Genomic DNA, 17,853 nt, shown 5'->3' with positions numbered 1-17,853 from the left:
GCAGATTTATGAGAATGGGATACGGATCATTTTATTTAAGATTTTTTTTGCAGATGTGTCGATATTGTTATCAGCGGTTCGTCGTCTTAATAGAGGCTCGGATATTTGGTGAAAAATTGAATCCGTTCTAAGACAAAAACAATCTGTTTTAACAGCAAAGGAGACATACCATGTACTCAATAATTTCAAGAGACGGTACCAAGATCGTTTATGACAAAGTTGGTCAAGGGCCGGCACTCATACTGGTAGCAGGTGCGTTCAGCTACCGGAAATTTCCGGGGCTGGTGCAGCTGGCTAATCTGTTGTCAGAGCACTTCACGGTCTACAATTACGACCGCCGCGGTCGCGGCGATAGCGGAGACACACAGCCTTATGACATATTGCGCGAGATTGAAGATCTTCAGGCAATGATTGATGTAGCTGGCGGCTCGGCAAATGTTTGGGGGTTGTCATCCGGGGCGGTTCTTGCTTTGCAGGCAGCATCAAGAGGGGTAAACATCACGAAATTGGCCTTGCATGAACCACCATTCGTGGTCGATGCTGCCGACCGCAAGCCGCCGAAAAATTTCGTCATGCACATTACTGAGCTTATTACAGCTAATCGCCGGGCCGAAGGCATCAAGTACTTTATGACTAAGGGCATGGGTGCTCCTTCATTCGTTGTCAGCTTGATGCGCATTATGCCAGGTGTGTGGTCTAAGCTCATGGCCGTTGCTCACACACTCCCCTACGATGCGGCTTTGGTGGATGGATTTATAGACGGAAAGTCGTTGCCTACCCAATTATGGAGCACTGTCACGATGCCAACGCTGGTACTCGAAGGCACTGAGAGCCCGGCTGGGCTGCGACATGGTGCCCAGGCTTTGGCCAACGTGCTGCCCAATGCGCAACTGCTGAGTAAAAAGGGACTCGGACATACAAAGAAACTAGATGCAAAAATGATTTCATCGGAGCTTGTATCATTCTTTATGGGCACTCTCTAAGTTGCGGCATAGCATTTCAAAGCGTCAACAATGGCGGCAGGAATTTTACTTCCTGCTGCCGAAAAAATAGTGTACACAAAAGTAATTAGGAGACCCGAAAAATTTATTTGTTTGTCGATCCAGATAGGATTGATTCGTCGTATACATAGAAGCGGATTTACTCGGACGGTTTTACTCCGGTACAAAAAGCTTCACTAAAAATAGGAGGTAAACACATATGAGATTTATGATGATTGTAAAAGCTACAACAGATTCAGAGGCAGGAACTATGCCTAGCCAAGAGCTAATTGATGCCATGCAAAAGTATAACGAGGAATTGGTGAAAGCCGGTGTTTTGCTCGCTGCCGATGGACTGCAACCCAGCTCAAGCGGAATCCGGATTTCATATCCGGAGCCCGGAGGCAAACCAAAAGTTATAGATGGTCCGTTCACGGAGGCGAAAGAAATGATCGCGGGATATACGCTGATCGAAGTCAAATCCAGGGAAGAAGCTATTGAATGGGCTCTGCGCATGCCGGATCCCCACGGATATGGACAGGGCGAGATTGAGCTCAGACAGGTGTTCGAGTTTGAGGAGTTAACGGACGATGCCGAATCGCAGGAGAAAGAAGCAATCCTTCGCAAACAGGCTCAGGAGCAGAAGAAAGCGTGACGTTGTCCAATACACAGCGGACCATAGATGCAATATGGCGAATTGAATCAGCAAAGCTTATCGCAGGATTGACACGAATGGTTCGGGATGTGGGTCTCGCAGAAGATCTTGCCCAGGACGCATTGGTGATTGCCCTTGAACGGTGGCCGGAGAGTGGCATTCCAGACAATCCGGGTGCCTGGCTGATGACGACGGCCAAGAGGCGCGCAATCGATTTTATACGCAGGACTAAATTGCGTGACCAGAAATACGTAGAGATTGCCCACGGCATTGATTTGTATTCAGAGGAAGACATGGATGGTGCTTTGGACGGGGAGATCGGTGACGATCTCCTTCGTCTGATCTTTATGACCTGCCATCCCGTGTTATCACAGGATGCCAGAGTTGCCTTGACGCTGCGCCTGTTATGCGGGCTTAATACTGATGAAATCGCACGTTCTTTCCTTGCCGCCGAATCAACGATTGCCCAGCGGATTGTCCGGGCCAAGAGAACACTCAGCGCCGAAAAGGTCCCTTTCGAGGTGCCTGTAGGAGAAGAACTCAAAGAACGCCTGTCTGCTGTGCTTGAGGTAATTTACCTTATGTTCAATGAAGGTTATGCGGCAACCTCTGGGGATCACTGGATACGTCCGCTGCTATGTCAGGAGGCGCTCAGACTGGGACGCGTACTTGCCGAGATCGCACCTCATGAGCCGGAAGTTCACGGACTAGTTGCCTTAATGGAGATTCAATCTTCGCGTTTTAAAACCAGGGTTAGCTCCACGGGGGAACCCGTACTTTTGATGGACCAAAACCGGGCGCAGTGGGATCGCTTGCTGATCCGCCGCGGATTGGCGGCACTTGAGCGCAGCCAGAAGCTTGGACGTCAGCTCGGTCCATATTCGCTGCAGGCTGCGATTTCTGCTTGCCATGCACAGGCACCTACCGCAGCTGAGACCGATTGGATCCGCATTGCAGCGCTTTACGAAGCGCTCTCTAGGGTAACGCCATCGCCGATCGTCGAATTAAACCGGGCGGTCGCCATATCTATGGCGTTTGGTCCTGCCTTCGGGCTGCAGATTGTCGACGAGCTGCGTGCCGAACCTTCCCTGAAGGGATACCATCTGCTGCCGAGCGTTCGAGGTGATCTCCTAGTGAAGCTGGGGAGGTTCGATGAAGCGCGTACAGAATTTGAAAGGGCAATGTCGATGACCCAAAATGCTCGTGAGCGGGAGCTTTTAATGAATCGGGCTGCAGAATGCGAGTCTGAAGCATCGAAATAATTTTCATCGCCTTGTCGATTACAGGGTTTCCCGTTCGTCGTCATAGTAAGGGAAGGGTTACGGCAGCTAGTTACTGCCTCAAATCATCTTCCTAACAAGGAGGGAAACGATTGTGCGATTTATGCTGATTATCAAGTCGACAGGTTACTCGGAGGCAGGGGTAAAGATCAGCCGGGAACACAACGATGCAATGGTTGCGTACAAGAAGTCTTTGGCCAGAGCCGGTGCCCTTTTGGCTGCTGAAGAGCTTCAGCCTAGCTCGAGCGGGATCAGGATATTGTATCCATTACATGGGGGAGAGCCAGAGGTAAAGGCAGGACCTTTTCCGGTTGATCAAGAGCTCATTGCCGGATATACACTGATCGAAGTGAATTCAGAAGATGAGGCTGCAGATTGGGCGCTTCGGATGCCGTATCCAAGAGGATGCGGGGCATTTGAAATCGAGATGCGAGAGCTCAAAGAGAATACGGATTCTTCGCGAGACCCAAGAATACTGGCCATGGAAGCTGATTTAGAGGACCAAATCAACATGTTGAAAAGAATATAATATACCATTACGTGCATAAAGGAGAGTATCAGTATGAATCAGGAAGTAACCGATTTTATTGAAGCGTTAAAAGAACCATGGCAGGTGCAACAGTCCAATAATCTGCGTGAAGTTGTCCACCAGGCCATACCGGATGTGCACGAACGTATTCAGTATAAGAAGCCCCATTTTTTGAAAAACGGAAAATACGCTGCTGTCATCTCGACGTCAAAAGACGCGGTCAGCTTTACGATCTTTAATGCTACCGCACTGGAGCTTCCGGAAGGCATGTTCGATGGTCCCCCGGAAAGAAAAACACTGAAGCTGCGTAAAGGTGATTCAGTTGATTCCGGGCGGCTGGTGTCATTGGTCAGTCAAGCTTCAGGCTCACTTTAATTGCTGTTCTTTTTTTGCTTAGGAAGACCGTTGCATGTTCCATGCAGTGGTCTTTTTTGTATTCATAAGATCTTATAAGAAATTCTTAAAATATAAGAAATTTAACCCAGTTTGGCACGCTATGATAGGAACAATCGGATACCAAGTTCGACATGCAGAAATATAACGATTCGGTAACTAAACAGTTGAAAGATCAAGGTTTAATCAAATAAAGGGTGAGAGGGGCAAAAATTTATGTCCCTCTCTTTGCTGCACTATGCTATTCTTGTGATAAATACAGACTTAAAGGGAAGATGGCCCATGCGGAGAAGAATTAGTTTACCTCTGAAATTATTTCTCATATGTTTTGCATTTGTTTTAAGCTGTATTATTTTGATAAGCCAATTGTCCTACCGATATGTCCAAAAGGAAATAAGAACCAACGACGCCTATTACACGAAACAAATTCTGGCTAAGGTAGACCAATATTTAACCGTTAACTTTTCATCGTTTCAGACGATACTTTTCTCGTTCGAAACATCGGTGAAAGCCAACATTAACAATAAAGAAGTGATCCAGAAGCAGTTAAGGGAACTGTATGAACTTAACAGCAATTATGTGAGCAACATTTATTTAATCAAGGATGATTTATCGATCATCGGCGGCAGCACGCCAACCCGAATTTTCGATGAACCGCTGCCTGACCGATTACCTCTGTTTGATGCGGCAGGCAAGAATAGAGGGACTACAATTGTCAGTGAACCATATAAGTCCAAGTATTCCGGCTGGACGGTGACGATGGTCCGGTATTTGAACGGTTCGCCGTCTCCAATGGCTATTGCGGTAGATTTGGACCTAAAAGCGATTGAGGAAACACTATTCAAAATTAATAAACAAGAGCATATGAATCTCGCGCTAATTACTGCTGCTGGTAAAATCATTGCAGGGTTTTCTGAAAATATAGGACCTCTAGATGTGCAAGACCATTCTTTTTCAATCGGGGAAACGTCGGGGGAACAAATTCTTGATGCCAACGGAACAAACTTTCAATTGCATACCCGAGAAGGGGTACCAGTATCCATTCTGAAACAGCCTACGGAGAAATTCAATTGGTTCATCATCTCGATTAATGATGAATCACGTATGGCGGCGGCATTGACTAGACTAGAAACCTATTATATTTGGCTACTTCTTGCCGGTCTCTTATTAAGTCTATTCATTTCTTTCATTATTGCCAAATACATACGGACTCCGCTGTATTCACTCAAAACGAAAATGAAACGGGTGGAGCAAGGTGATCTCGCAACCACAATTTCCATTAATCGCAATGATGAGTTTGGCGATCTTTCCAGAGCATTCGATCGGATGCTGCTGCAAATTGTGGAGCTGATTCGGCGGTCGGAGCTTCATAACGAGCTTGAACGAAAGCTGGAAATCCAAGTGCTGCAATCGCAAATTAATCCTCATTTTCTGTATAATACACTCGGCTCCATCAGCAATGTCATACATCTTGGGCAAATCGATAAAGTGGATGTTGTGATCGGGTCACTTATTTCTATATTGGAATACGGGATATCCGACGCTTCGGAGAAAGTTTCACTGCGCCAAGAATTACAGAATGTATCGGATTATATCGAGATCCAAAACATCCGTTATAATCGGCAATTTAAGCTAATAGAGAAGATCGAAGAAGGGTTATTGGATTTCCCAGTTTTTCGAATGCTCTTGCAGCCCATGGTCGAGAATAGTATCTTTCATGGTTATAATGGGGGGCAAATTAAAGGTTCCATCACCATTCAAGCCTATCGGGACGGAAATTTTGTCATGGTTGAAGTCATTGATCATGGCGAGGGAATTCCGGTTGAACAGATAGCGTCTATTTTAAATGCCGAGTCGAGTGATTTGGAAGTAAAAAGGAAAAGAATTGGGCTGAATAATATTCATGGCCGAATAAAGCTTCATTACGGTGAAGAATATGGTCTGCATATCATCAGCATACCGAAGATGGAAACTTGTGTCCGTGCGATATTCCCGGTAAGCATTATGAAAGGAGATGCATGATGGTGAGAACGTATACCTGCTTCATTGTTGACGATGAAGATCTGATTATTCAAAGATTAGAGCTGTTCTTTCGAGAGCTTACAAATAAGGATCAACGATTCCGTTTAGTGGGAAAAGCAAATAGCGGGCTGCAAGGAATTGAAGAAGCTCTGAGGCTTAAGCCTGATATCCTTATATCTGATATTGTCATGCCGAAAATGGACGGAATTTCCATGATCGAGCAGCTGAAACCGCAGCTTCCCCATACGCAATATATCCTTTTGACAGCTTATTCTTCTTTCGAATATGCACAGAGAGCTATTCATGCGAACATATTGGAGTACATTGTTAAAGTTCCCTTAAGGGAAGCGGATGTAGAGCGGGCTCTGGATAAAGCAGCCGGGGTTCTGGATGAGATGAAGAAAAAGGAAGAGGAATTTCAATCGTTACATGTTTCCGTCCTAGAAAATAAATATAGAGCACGCAAGCAATTTTTTAACGAGCTGATCCGTGGTGAGATTCCATCTCATCGGGCATCGGATTTTGCAAATCGCATGCAATTTCATTTTTTTCAATCCTACTACTGTTGTTTTATTGTTGAAATGAACCATTATGAAAGTTTTCGAAATGAATATTCGGCGGCTGACCAGAGCATTTTGAAATATGCGATTGCCAATGTCATTGAAGAAACCGTGTTGAGTTTTGGAATGGGTGTAGCTACAGATTTGTTTGATAATCAGTTTATTGGTTTTCTTTCTTGGGAAAATAACCGTAGTGATATGGATACGGAAGATGCTTGCCAGACGCTGGGCAGCCAGATCGTGAGCCATTTAAATCAATACTTGAATCAAACGGTATCCGTAGCTTTTGGCGGGACGCATCGAGGCTGGGAATCTATCAAAAAAGCATACACGGAAGCCTCAAATGTGAGTAAGGACTTGTATTATTCAACTGTGAAAATAGTCAAAACACCTGCACATCGTTTCCAATATCAAGATGAGAAAAAGGTGGAATTTCAACAAAAGCTAACTGAGTTACTTGCATGGATGCAGAGGGAGGTTACCAAGGAAGAACTCGAGCAGAAAATTTCATCTTTATACGATTTTGTTACGGCTAACAAAATTCAGAAGTCGATCATGGCACCTTTACTGCGTCAATTGTACAGGGACATTGCAGTAAAATTTAATTCAGGAAGTGCTTTAACGGCAGAATTAGAAGAGTTCCCTATCCATTTCATGACATTCAGGGAGCAGCTCACTTATATTTGCGACTTCACTTTCGAATATTTACAGGCAGGCAAACCTTTGCATCGTGTAGAAATCATGAGAGCCATGCGGTTTATCGAGCAAAATCTGAAGCAACGATTAACGTTGGAAGCCATTGCGGAAGATGTGAATTTGGCTCCATCGTATTTCAGCAGTCTATTTAAAAAAACAATGAACGAAGGCGTGATTAGCTACATCAATCGTAAAAAAATTCAACTGTCCCTTGAGCTGTTAAAGGTTAAGGATTATTCCATTTTGGAATTGTGCGAGGAAGTAGGGATTGTGAATGAAGGTTACTTTTGCAAACTTTTCAAAGAATATACGGGGGATACGCCAAAGCAATATCGCATAAAAATGACCCGGTATGAATTGAAATGAAGCAGCAAAAAATCGTATGAATTTTTCTCGAAATGTTGTAAAAAACCGGATGTGAAATGAACTAACATGATGAGAGTATCTAATCATGGAGGTTATCAAAATGGAGATTATCAAATCGGATGTAACCGTTGTAGGCGGGGGAATTGCTGGTGTTTGCGCTGCCATTGCTGCCGCACGGCATGGGTTGCAAGTTTCACTCATTAATGATCGGCCCGTTCTTGGAGGGAATGCCAGCAGCGAGGTTAGGGTTCATATCAACGGATCGGCTTATCTTGGAAACAGTCCATCTTATTATGCTCGCGAAGGCGGGTTGGTGGATGAACTTAAGCTGAAGATTTTCCATTATAACCCTTTATATAACAAGAAGCTTATGTTTTCGATTTCGGATATGGCCTTGCTGGATATGGTCTATGGAGAGCCTAACATTTCCCTCTTTCTGAATACGTGCGTGCATGAAACGGGGATTGAGAACGGCAGAATCAAATGGGTGGATGGTCTGCAATTGGCTTCTGAAAGAAAATTTCGATTTGAAAGCCCAACCTTTATCGATTGTTCTGGTGACGGGGTAGTCGGTTATCAAGCAGGCGCTCTCTTCAGATGGGGGAGAGAAGCGAAGCACGAATTCAATGAAGATTTGGCTCCAGAAGTGGCGGACCATTACACCATGGGAGATACGATTCTTTTCCAAGCCCGTGATGTGGGGTATCCTGTTCAGTTTAAGAGGCCTGAATTTGCCTACGATATTACAAAATTAAGCTTTTTTGAGAGTATTATAAAAGGTTTGAACCATCGAGCTATTCCAAGGAAAATCAATGGATTAGGCGGTTTGTGGTGGCTGGAATACGGCGGTCACATGGATATTATCAAAAACAATGAAGATATTGCGTTAGAGCTTCGGAAATTGGTTTACGGGATTTGGGATTATATCAAAAACAGCGGACAATTCGACGATGTGGATCAACTGATCTTGGATTACGTATGCCCCATTCCGGGGAAACGGGAATCGAGACGTTTTGTCGGGGAATATATGTTGTCGCAGAACGATCTCACAACAAAGCCCCATTTTGAAGATGCCGTTTCCGTTGGGGGCTGGTACATGGACTTGCACGCCGCCAAGGGCATTTATGATGATGGACCGGCTACAGCTTGGAATTTTGTGCCTGGCTTATACAACATTCCTTTTCGCAGTTTGTATTCCTGTAACATTCCCAATCTGATGTTCGCTGGCCGCAATATCAGTGCTACACATGTCGCATTCGGATCAACTAGGGTAATGGCAACGTGTGGATGCATGGGACAGGCGGTTGGAACGGCTGCTTCGCTATGCTTCAAATACGGTGTTGATCCGGCTGCGATAGGTGAAGAATATATCGGAGAGCTTCAAACGTTGCTGCTTCGAGACGGACAAACGATTGTAGGGCTTAAAGAAGAATTGATCCCTTACTTCGCTAACGGGTTAAGCGTTCGGGCTTCGTCTCAGCGCAGCTTTGTTAATGAGCATCCAACTGAAGCCATTCCTCTGGATAAAGGATTGTGTTTGGCTTTACCGTTTCAGACGGACTCTGGAGAGAGTGTACGGATCAAAGTCAAGAATGATTCTGAGCGATTGGAAACATTGAGAGTGAAGCTCTTTGGCGGGGAACGAAAGGAAAACTATATTCCTGTGAATGAGTTAAGAGGCTATGGTGTGGATATTACTGCCGGCCATGACGATTGGATTACGTTGGACTTGAACTGCAAGAAGCCTACGGATGATAAAATTTACATTGTGTTGGAAGGCACTGAGAGCCTTGCCGTGTATTGTAATGAAGAGAAAATCACAGGAGCGGTCAGCTTCCATTATAGACCGGAAGAACCATCCAAACTGAAGAAATTCAATAAGAGTATTTGCTTTAAGGACCTGCTGCCTTCACAAAATATGTATTCTCCTATAAATGTTGTCAATGGTTACTCCAGACCCTATGGTTTGCCAAACGGGTGGATTTCTGAACGTACAGAAGGACCTGAATGGTTGGAATTCACTTTTGCTGAACCAAAGAATCTAGAGGAAATTCATCTTGTTTTCAATTCCCAACTGGACTTGGAGCATTTCGATGATCCGATTGGACCGCTGATTAAGGATTACACAGTTTCATTAATCTTTGAAGACGGAAACGAGAGGGAAATTAAGGTCAGTGGGAATTATCTCACATTGAATAAACATAAGGTGAATGAGAAAGGTGTAGCCCGAATCCGGTTTAGTTTCTTAGCTACTTATGGTTCGCCTTACTTTGAAGTGTTTGCCGTCAAATTGTTCGCACTTAATTGAATAGAGGTGAAGCGGTGATGAAGGAATTTTTCCCTCGTGAAGGGCTTCCAAATGTATTTCATAAGCTTGAAAATGGAGAAGAAGTGACAGCAGCTTACTTGGGCGGCAGTATTACACGAGCGGAAGGGTACTGTGTAATGATGGCGGAATGGCTTCGAGGGGAGTATCCTAAGAGACAGCGGAGATCCCGAGTCCAAAGCAAGGGTCGAAGGGATTGTCAGACAAATCCGCAAGCGCAGCCGTCTTATCGATATTCTATTCATTTACACGCTGACCGAGCGGGATATGCCTGTTTTTCAGGGCGGGGAATACCAGGAAGGAGCTATCCTGCAAGAGGATGTGGCCGACTACTATGGCATCCCTTCGATTCATCTGGGTGTAGCGGTCAGAGAATTGGTATCGGAAAGTAAACTGGTGTTTACCGCGCAGGCGGAGGAGGAAACTCCTCGAGTGGCTGTTTTTACACATGATGGTGTTCACCCGACAGTTCCGGACGGGCACCGGATATACTCGGATACGATCATTGCTAACCGATATCCTGGCCAGATGCTACAAATCGGCTGCTTATGGAACGGGAGCTATCCACGATGAAACCTTGATCCTATGGGTCAGCCAACCTAATAGAAACTATTTTTAAAAAAAGGACAAGTGTCCTTTTTTTTTTGTTTTACAAATCTTTTATTTTTAACATAAGCCAGCTTTGCAAGAGGAAGGGATTACTGTATATGGTCGAAGATCCGATGGCCGCGAAGAGCATGAGCGCAAACATTCACAGTGTAATACAGCATAAACCGCAGCTATTAATGGACAATGGTGCTGATTTAACAAGGACGCTGATTCAACATTATGGTGTTGAAGGCTTGATCGGCTGCACGGAGGAAACAACAACAGGTGCGAACCTGCTATGAGAAGATTTATAGTCTCAATTTCCAGTTCCGATTATTGTAATAAATGACAGCACTTTGAAGCAAATTATTGAGAACGAGCACGGTGTAGGACAGACGATTGTCGAAGGTTTTATGCGTACGACGAATTTGATTGTACCTACCGGGATAATGTTGAATTTGGCTCAATCTGGAGGCGGCGGGAATCCTGTGGAAACGATGGACTTAGGATTTGCTCTACAATAGCTATCGGTCTTGCATGTGGTCAAACACCATGTCAACATGACGAAAGGTCTTCAGCCTGTACCAAACGTAGTCAATATTGAAGTAGCCAGTAAAATGCTAAAGCAATTAAGCCATCGAATTTAAGGATGCAGTCTAACAATCGAGGTGTCTAAAGTATGAAGGAGCTTCTGTTGTCATTAGGAGCAGGTTTAATTATTGGTATTTTATTCAAGCTGTTGAAGCTGCCTTTGCCCGCACCGCCTGTACTGTCGGGTATTCTTGGAATTGTAGGTATTTATGCAGGCGGCAAGATACTGGAACTGTTTCTGAAATAGGAAGCAGGACTAAATGAAAAAGGAGGAGGAGTTTTTACGGTTTCATCAGCGCTTGGAGCTGCACGATCATTTGAAGCTAGATTCTCTGTTGACAGTACGCCATTTTGTAAATACGAAGAACAATTCATGAAGCTGGCCGCCATTCACGGAGATTTTACTCTCGTCCCTTTTTAGGGATGGGAGTTTTTTTAGTTTTCCAAGCAAACAATAGATTCCGAATACATTCAGCTACTCTTAAGAAATTTTTAATGTTCGCTCCATATAATGAAACTATCGATGAAGGATTATATGGGAGGGATTCACATGGCAAAAATGAACAAAAAGTGGGTCGCCCTGTGTTCAACAGCCATTGGAGCTATTTATGCCGCGGGATATTTCGCAACGGAGACTAAGGCAACGATACAGCAACCACAACAACAAGTCCAAGTGACACAGACTAAGAGCAGTCAAATAAATAGACTTTATAAAGAGGGTACCTATTTGGGTACAGGAAGCAATCGACGTGGATCGATTCAGGTGGCCGTCACCATTAAAAGCGATAAAATTACAGATGTTGAAATCAGTCATTTTGCTATGCATTATACAATTGATGACGTTGTTGGACTGCCCCAAGAAGTGATGCAAAAACAAAGTGCGCAAGTACGGAATGTTTCGGGTGCAACGTACAGTACACAGGCGTTTAAAGATGCCGTACAAGATGCGCTCTCTCAGGCGAGAAACTCATAATGGGCAAAATCATGAAAAAAACGAAATTATTTATGGATACTGTTGTAGATATACAGGTCGTTACTCGGAAATCAAAGGACCAGACAGAAGCAGCCATTGATCGGGCTTTCGAGGCTTTTCGGAAAGTCGAACAAGCCTGCAGTCGTTTCAGTCTGGACAGTGAATTGATGGAGGCATGCCGATTAATTAAAACTCCCGTTCGGATTAGTCCGTTTTTATTTGAGCCTTTGAAGTTTGCTTTGGAGGTGGCGAAATGGACGAATGGCATTTTTGATCCTGCGGTGGGAAAAGCGATGGAAGATCTAGGATTCAATCAGCATTATTTAACTGGGGAGACCATCCAAAGCTCCTGTTCGGGTTCCGCTTCCTATCGGGATATCATTTTAAATGATCAGGATAGAACGTTGTATTTGCGGAAGCCGCTGGTGATTGATTTAGGAGCCGCGGCTAAGGGATTCGCCATCGACTTGGCTGCACATGAGTTGAAAGAATTTGAAGGATTTGTCGTCAATGCCGGTGGTGATCTCTATGCTGGGGGGCTAGACGAAAGCGGCAGCAAGTGGAGAATTGGTATTCAACATCCCGAGTACAAAGAACAAATCATACAAACGGTTGAAATATCGAATGAGGCGGTCTGTACCTCTGGAAGTTACGAGCGCAAGAGCGAATTAAAAGCCGATATGCATCATATCATCGATCCCAGAACTAAACAATCACCGGGCGAATGGGTCAGCTGCAGCGTCATCGCACCTTACGCTATGATGGCGGACGCCTTCTCGACGGCTTTCTTCTTATTGGGTTTAGACCGCGGTAGTACGTTAATAGAACAAGTTGATCTCAAAGGAATCTTGATTACATCCGATTTACAAATTTATAACGTAGGGGGTAATTAAAATGACAGCTAACCAATGGATGAAAACCCCAAAGGGATATGTCGTAGTTTCCATGGTTGCCTTTCTATTAATAGCCTCTATAGGGTCATTAGATTTCAGTGGCATTTATAATGGCATCATTGCCGTCGTTGTTTCTTCAGCCGTGGATATCCTTTGTTCCCGCATAGCCAAAAAGAAGCGAATGATGCCGGATGGTGCGGTGATAACAGGGTTAATCATTGCTTTAGTCTTAAGTACAACTTCCTCATGGTATATTGTTGCAGCAACTTCCATTATCGCTATTTTGTCAAAACATTTACTTGTCCATAAGAAAAAACCAATCTTCAACCCAGCGGCTTTCGGACTGCTTCTGTCCATCCTTTTCTTTCGAACAGGACAGAGTTGGTGGGGCGCATTCGGGGATATTCCCACATGGACAGTCGTGTTTCTGTTAATTGGCGGATACATGGTGACGAACCGGGTGAACAAATTTCCACAAGTTTTTTCATTTCTAGGAACGTATTTCATCTTATTATTTATTATGGGGATTATTGATGTCGGAGACGCCACTGACGCACTTCGATCACCTTTTATCAATGCTTGTCTTTTCTTTGCTCTTTTTATGCTAACAGATCCGCCTACTTCACCAGCTAAATATAAGGAACAAGTCATTTTTGGCACACTTAGTGCGATCGTGGGTGCAGTAATTTATGGCATTTTTGGAGGTTTGATGTACTTATTTATAGGATTGCTTATCGGGAACTTATACCACTTACTTGTACCAAAGCTTAGGAACGCCACTATCATAAAGCCTGGCAGACTAATTAAATGAGGGATTATTTACATGCGAACAAATGTGCTGTATATTTGTTCGTAAGGAAATACAGCACAATTATAAAACAACTAGGCATGAATTATTGAGAAGTTTAAAGGAGTGTTAATCATTAACGGAACAGATCTTGTTATATTGAACTTGGAAGAAGTCCGACGTAGAAGTATTAAAGTGTGGAGCGTTATTCCTCTAACTATGCTGGATTGGAGGCCTGATGCCCAAGCCTTAAGCATTAAAGAAATGATCCGGCACATATTGGACAGCGAGCATTATTATCATCTTGCAATTCTTAACAGTGGAAGTTTGTCTTCATACGATTCTCCTTTTGACAATCGGGAATTTTCTTCGGTGGAGGATGAACTGATATTCGCACAAATGTACAGAGAACAATTCTTGAATACCGTTAAATCGTTCACCCCTGAGGATTTGTCAAATATTAAAATTAATCGAAGTGACGTAGGGTATGTTCGAACTTTAGGAGATATGTTAATGAGGATCGCATACCACGAATCCGTTCACACCGGGCAACTGTTGGATTATATGCGAACGGCTGGAATCGATCGGCCACGAATTTGGGATTAATGAGCTAATATTTTGGTCTAAAAGTAACGGCTGATACCGCTTGCAAAATATTGTTGGAAAATTTTGAGTCATGTTCTCTATGATTTCACATGTTACAATTTGTGAGATCCATATGGATCAAATAACTCAGAAGGCCGAAGTTTCATGTGAAGCACGGGGGACCCATTATTTGGGGTGAAGCCGCGACAGCGGCCGGGTGATTACTCTTTGATCCGAATCCGACAGCTAACCTCGCAGGCCGCAAAAAGGAGAGGTTTATTTTGAAACGTTACAAAAAGCTTGTGGTTACCGGCGCAATAGGATTGAGCGTCCTCGTAGGTTCGAGCGCGGCAATGGCCGCACCAGCAACCCATACGGTATCAGGTAATGATACAATGTGGTTAATATCCCAGAAGTATGGCATAAGCCTATCTTCGCTTATTAAGGCAAACCCTCAGGTTGCCAACCCGAACGTGATTTGGTCTGGTATGAGCCTCAACATTCCTGGCAGTACGAGTACAAATGCAGGTACTAAAACGCCAGTTACGACTGCGCCATCCCAAACAACTTTTGCTAGCCAAGTCGTTAACTTAGTTAACCAAGAACGATCAAAGGCTGGACTGCGTCCATTAACCAGCAATAGCGCACTTACCACCATGGCTTTGGACAAAGCGAAGGATATGTACAACAATGGTTATTTCGATCATACCTCGCCGACTTATGGGTCGCCTTTTGATATGATGAGCACATACGGCATTCGCTATTCCTACGCAGGTGAAAACATTGCAAAAGGTCAACAAACGCCTGAAGCTGTCATGAAAGCTTGGATGAACAGCACGGGTCATCGTCAAAACATTCTAAGTCCTAACTTCACCCAAATCGGTGTTGCTTTTTACAACGGCGAATGGGTACAGGAATTCATTAGCAACTAACGTAGCAACATTTGTCAGCAGAATATTTTAAGTAAAACCAGCAACTATTTGTTGCTGGTTTTTTCGTTTTTTGAATTCACCTCTCGGTTATGAGCATATATAACTAACTACAGTAAATAGAAATGTGCCCTCATTTTCAATTATATTTCCATATTAAGTAATTTGTAATAGAATGAAGCGAATGAATGTTCTAAGTGAAATTTGGGGAAGGGTTGAGGTGTCATTAATGTATCCAATCAATTTAGACGAAATACCCAATGAAATAAATGATTATTTAGGTGCCATTAAAGAAATCAGATTTCCAAGACAGGGTCATACATCTGATGTAGCAATAATTGAAAGTTCACGAGGTTGTTTTGTTATAAAAAGAGCAAAAGGTGAACAATATTGTTCCTGGTTATCTAAAGAAATTGATGTGCTATATAGTCTACATAACACGAAGTTACCTATTCCCTCTGTTTATCAGATTGTGCAACAAAAAAGTGAGAATCAGTCTTGGGCATTGCTGCAATTTTTTGAGGGGGAAACTTTAAGACATGTATTAAATAAAGAGAAAAATACGGATAAGAAGCATGAAATGATATTCAATTTTGGTTTAACCTTGTCACAAATTCACTCAACTCCATGCCCCAAGGAATTAATTAGAGATACGATTTGGTTGGATGACATGTTAGTACATGCGGAATATAATCTTAAACATTTCTCGGTAGATGGAACTGCAGAGTTATTAGAACAATTGAAGAACAACAAGCCCCAACCATTGAAAAGCACACTAATTCATGGAGACTTCACTATTGATAATGTATTAGTTCGTGATGGGAAAATAATAAGTATTATTGACTGGAGTGGAGGAGCGTTTGGCGACCCAAGATATGATATATCTTTGGCAATTCGCCCCAAGCCTAACGCTATTGAGACTGAATCGGGGATTCATACTTTCTTTGAAGGATATGGAATTAAGATTTTAAATAAAAAGGAATATGAATACTTTGAAGACGGACTTTACAGTTTTTTTTAATGTAGTATTTGGGTGTAAGTGGTTCTGAAGAAAAATTGCAAATAGGAAGAGAAACTTATTTCTTGTCTACTCCGTCTAATTTTAAACGTAACATTCAGAGTGAGTAGTGGTAATTGGCAGCTTTTAGTTTTACCTTTTCTTCGTGTCAGGTCTCATCGATACCAGTTGAGGAGATAGGAGAGTTTTCTATGTTTATAAAGATAAGTCTTTGCCTCAGCGCGATCGTCATAGGTTTCTCCTCATCAGGGCTGCCGCAGGTATCACAAGCGTCTTCTTCATCGGATTTAAAAGTGAATTATCCCCTTTTTCCCGTTACCGTGAACGGCACAGCCATGGATGTGAGTCACAGCGAGTATCCTCTGCTGGTTTATAAGGATATCACGTATTTTCCCATGACGTGGAACAATACTTCCGCCCTTGGAATGTCTGTTCAATGGGACGCCGTTAACGGATTATCGATGCAAAAGAATGACACCTGCGTGCCTCTAAAGCAAAACCTGTCGCCGCAAGTCAATTCCAATGACGGAAGGCAAAAGGCTGCGCTTCTCCCGTTCCCGGTCAAAGTGAACGGACAATCGATTATAAATTCAGAAGAACCGTATCCAGTGCTGTTTTACCGGGACATTACTTATTTCCCGATGACATGGAGATTCACACATGATGTGTTTGGGTGGAGCACAAGCTGGGACGCAGGACGCGGATTCGGGATCGAATCATGCGGGGGAACATCGAATACCCAAACGAAGCAAACCGATGATTTGAATCTTGTGAATGGCGGCCAGGTTGCGGTTCAAGGGGATTGGATCTACATGAATCCTGATAATAATTATGAAGGTCCGAATCGGCTCGTGAAAGTGAAAAAGGACGGCAGTGGAGAAGTGAAGCTGGCGGATGATAATGCCAAGTCTATGAATATCGTAGGGGATTGGCTCTATTATACGGTTTCCGATCCTTCAAAAAATAAAATGGAGGGCATTTACAAAATAAAGACTGACGGAAGTCTGCGTTCACTAGTATCTGCCATACCGACCACTCAAATATCGGTTCAAGATGGTTGGATTTATTATATCCGCCAGACCTTTCAACAGAGTGCAAGCATTAGCGGTGGCGGCTATTTTGTGCCAAGCGGTCTCTATAGAATGAAGCTCGATGGATCGGCTGAGAAAGAACTCGTCGGTGGCGAAGGGATATCCCAATTTTTTATAGACACAAACGAAAACGGAATCTATTTCCTAATGCAGGATACCAAAGCAGAACCCGGTAACTTGTATCGAATGAACCTCGACGGCTCCGCTCGTAAGAAACTTCAAGACAACGTAACCAAAGCTTTCGTCATAGATAAATGGCTTTATTATATTCATCATTACAGTAAACAACTAAGTAAACTAAGTGAAGATGGCTCTGTTAACATTCCGCTATATACTTCGGACGAATGGATAAGCACGATTCAATACCGCAAAGGTGAGATTTACATGGTTCGCGGATCGTTTGGTATTCACGGCTCCGCAGTTATCGATAAGCTAAAAATCGACGGAACAGGGCTTACGAGAGTTGGGCAAGCGCGCGCAACTGCGCTTTATTTTGCTGATAAAACACTATATTATCCGCAGTCTTGGATGGGAAACAATCATCTCGAACATATTGAAGTTAATTGACCACAAACGGGAATGACCGAGCGA

At 43.6% G+C, this 17,853-nt stretch carries 19 protein-coding genes, 1 pseudogene and 1 riboswitch; all 20 genes and pseudogenes read left to right on the top strand.

Annotated features, from left to right (window positions below; translation table 11 throughout):
* Positions 1–170 precede the first annotated feature (170 nt).
* The 20 genes and pseudogenes from GC102_RS09820 (at position 171) to GC102_RS09730 (ending at position 17,829) form a co-directional block, all read left to right on the top strand.
* On the top strand, positions 171–983 hold the full coding sequence (locus tag GC102_RS09820) for an alpha/beta fold hydrolase (protein WP_171689347.1): 813 nt from the start codon (positions 171–173) through the stop codon (positions 981–983).
* Between the two features lie 217 nt (positions 984–1,200).
* Positions 1,201–1,635 carry a YciI family protein gene (locus tag GC102_RS09815; protein WP_171689346.1) on the top strand — a complete coding sequence of 145 codons (435 nt, stop codon included), beginning with the start codon at positions 1,201–1,203 and terminating at the stop codon, positions 1,633–1,635.
* A complete protein-coding gene (locus GC102_RS09810; RefSeq protein ID WP_171689345.1) occupies positions 1,632–2,897 on the top strand; it encodes an RNA polymerase sigma factor in 1,266 nt (421 codons plus the stop codon). Before GC102_RS09815 ends, GC102_RS09810 begins: the two co-directional genes overlap by 4 nt.
* 112 nt (positions 2,898–3,009) lie before the next feature.
* A complete protein-coding gene (locus tag GC102_RS09805; RefSeq protein WP_171689344.1) occupies positions 3,010–3,444 on the top strand; it encodes a YciI family protein in 435 nt (144 codons plus the stop codon).
* 33 nt (positions 3,445–3,477) lie between these two features.
* Positions 3,478–3,819, top strand: a complete 342-nt coding sequence (locus GC102_RS09800; RefSeq protein ID WP_171689343.1) for a DUF1801 domain-containing protein — start codon at positions 3,478–3,480, stop codon at positions 3,817–3,819.
* Between the two features lie 300 nt (positions 3,820–4,119).
* On the top strand, positions 4,120–5,859 hold the full coding sequence (locus GC102_RS09795) for a sensor histidine kinase (RefSeq protein WP_171689342.1): 1,740 nt from the start codon (positions 4,120–4,122) through the stop codon (positions 5,857–5,859).
* The gene (locus GC102_RS09790) at positions 5,856–7,481 is read left to right on the top strand and encodes an AraC family transcriptional regulator (RefSeq protein ID WP_246320834.1); all 1,626 of its coding nucleotides are present in this window, start codon (positions 5,856–5,858) and stop codon (positions 7,479–7,481) included. Before GC102_RS09795 ends, GC102_RS09790 begins: the two co-directional genes overlap by 4 nt.
* Before the next feature lie 100 nt (positions 7,482–7,581).
* The gene (locus GC102_RS09785; protein WP_171689341.1) at positions 7,582–9,789 is read left to right on the top strand and encodes an FAD-dependent oxidoreductase; all 2,208 of its coding nucleotides are present in this window, start codon (positions 7,582–7,584) and stop codon (positions 9,787–9,789) included.
* Positions 9,790–10,074: 285 nt separating this feature from the next.
* Positions 10,075–10,380, top strand: a complete 306-nt coding sequence (locus GC102_RS09780; protein ID WP_171689340.1) for a hypothetical protein — start codon at positions 10,075–10,077, stop codon at positions 10,378–10,380.
* A gap of 134 nt (positions 10,381–10,514) precedes the next feature.
* The gene (locus GC102_RS09775) at positions 10,515–10,697 is read left to right on the top strand and encodes a hypothetical protein (protein WP_171689339.1); all 183 of its coding nucleotides are present in this window, start codon (positions 10,515–10,517) and stop codon (positions 10,695–10,697) included.
* 54 nt (positions 10,698–10,751) lie between these two features.
* Positions 10,752–10,919 carry a hypothetical protein gene (locus tag GC102_RS09770; protein WP_171689338.1) on the top strand — a complete coding sequence of 56 codons (168 nt, stop codon included), beginning with the start codon at positions 10,752–10,754 and terminating at the stop codon, positions 10,917–10,919.
* A gap of 155 nt (positions 10,920–11,074) precedes the next feature.
* Entirely contained in the window at positions 11,075–11,233 is a 159-nt protein-coding gene (locus GC102_RS09765) for a DUF1427 family protein (protein WP_171645099.1), read from the top strand.
* 48 nt (positions 11,234–11,281) lie between these two features.
* A pseudogene (locus GC102_RS39380) lies at positions 11,282–11,380 on the top strand (Gfo/Idh/MocA family protein); the annotation flags it as partial.
* A 156-nt stretch (positions 11,381–11,536) separates the two neighbouring features.
* A complete protein-coding gene (locus GC102_RS09760; protein WP_171689337.1) occupies positions 11,537–11,959 on the top strand; it encodes an FMN-binding protein in 423 nt (140 codons plus the stop codon).
* A gap of 11 nt (positions 11,960–11,970) precedes the next feature.
* Positions 11,971–12,852: an FAD:protein FMN transferase gene (locus GC102_RS09755; RefSeq protein WP_171689336.1), complete on the top strand. Its 882-nt coding sequence runs from the start codon at positions 11,971–11,973 to the stop codon at positions 12,850–12,852.
* A gap of 1 nt (position 12,853) precedes the next feature.
* Positions 12,854–13,663: an RnfABCDGE type electron transport complex subunit D gene (locus GC102_RS09750; protein ID WP_171689335.1), complete on the top strand. Its 810-nt coding sequence runs from the start codon at positions 12,854–12,856 to the stop codon at positions 13,661–13,663.
* A 111-nt stretch (positions 13,664–13,774) separates the two neighbouring features.
* Entirely contained in the window at positions 13,775–14,245 is a 471-nt protein-coding gene (locus GC102_RS09745; RefSeq protein WP_171689378.1) for a DinB family protein, read from the top strand.
* A gap of 122 nt (positions 14,246–14,367) precedes the next feature.
* A riboswitch (cyclic di-AMP (ydaO/yuaA leader) is annotated at positions 14,368–14,500 on the top strand.
* A gap of 5 nt (positions 14,501–14,505) precedes the next feature.
* Positions 14,506–15,156 carry a CAP domain-containing protein gene (locus GC102_RS09740; protein WP_246320833.1) on the top strand — a complete coding sequence of 217 codons (651 nt, stop codon included), beginning with the start codon at positions 14,506–14,508 and terminating at the stop codon, positions 15,154–15,156.
* A 226-nt stretch (positions 15,157–15,382) separates the two neighbouring features.
* A complete protein-coding gene (locus GC102_RS09735) occupies positions 15,383–16,174 on the top strand; it encodes a phosphotransferase family protein (protein WP_171689376.1) in 792 nt (263 codons plus the stop codon).
* A gap of 188 nt (positions 16,175–16,362) precedes the next feature.
* Positions 16,363–17,829 carry a DUF5050 domain-containing protein gene (locus GC102_RS09730; RefSeq protein WP_171689334.1) on the top strand — a complete coding sequence of 489 codons (1,467 nt, stop codon included), beginning with the start codon at positions 16,363–16,365 and terminating at the stop codon, positions 17,827–17,829.
* The last annotated feature ends 24 nt before the right edge of the window (positions 17,830–17,853 follow it).

It is taken from the genome of Paenibacillus germinis, assembly GCF_013141785.1.
GTDB lineage: Bacteria > Bacillota > Bacilli > Paenibacillales > NBRC-103111 > Paenibacillus_E > Paenibacillus_E phytorum.
Note: the sequence above shows the minus strand (reverse complement) of the source record. Positions and strands in the feature narration are given on the sequence as shown.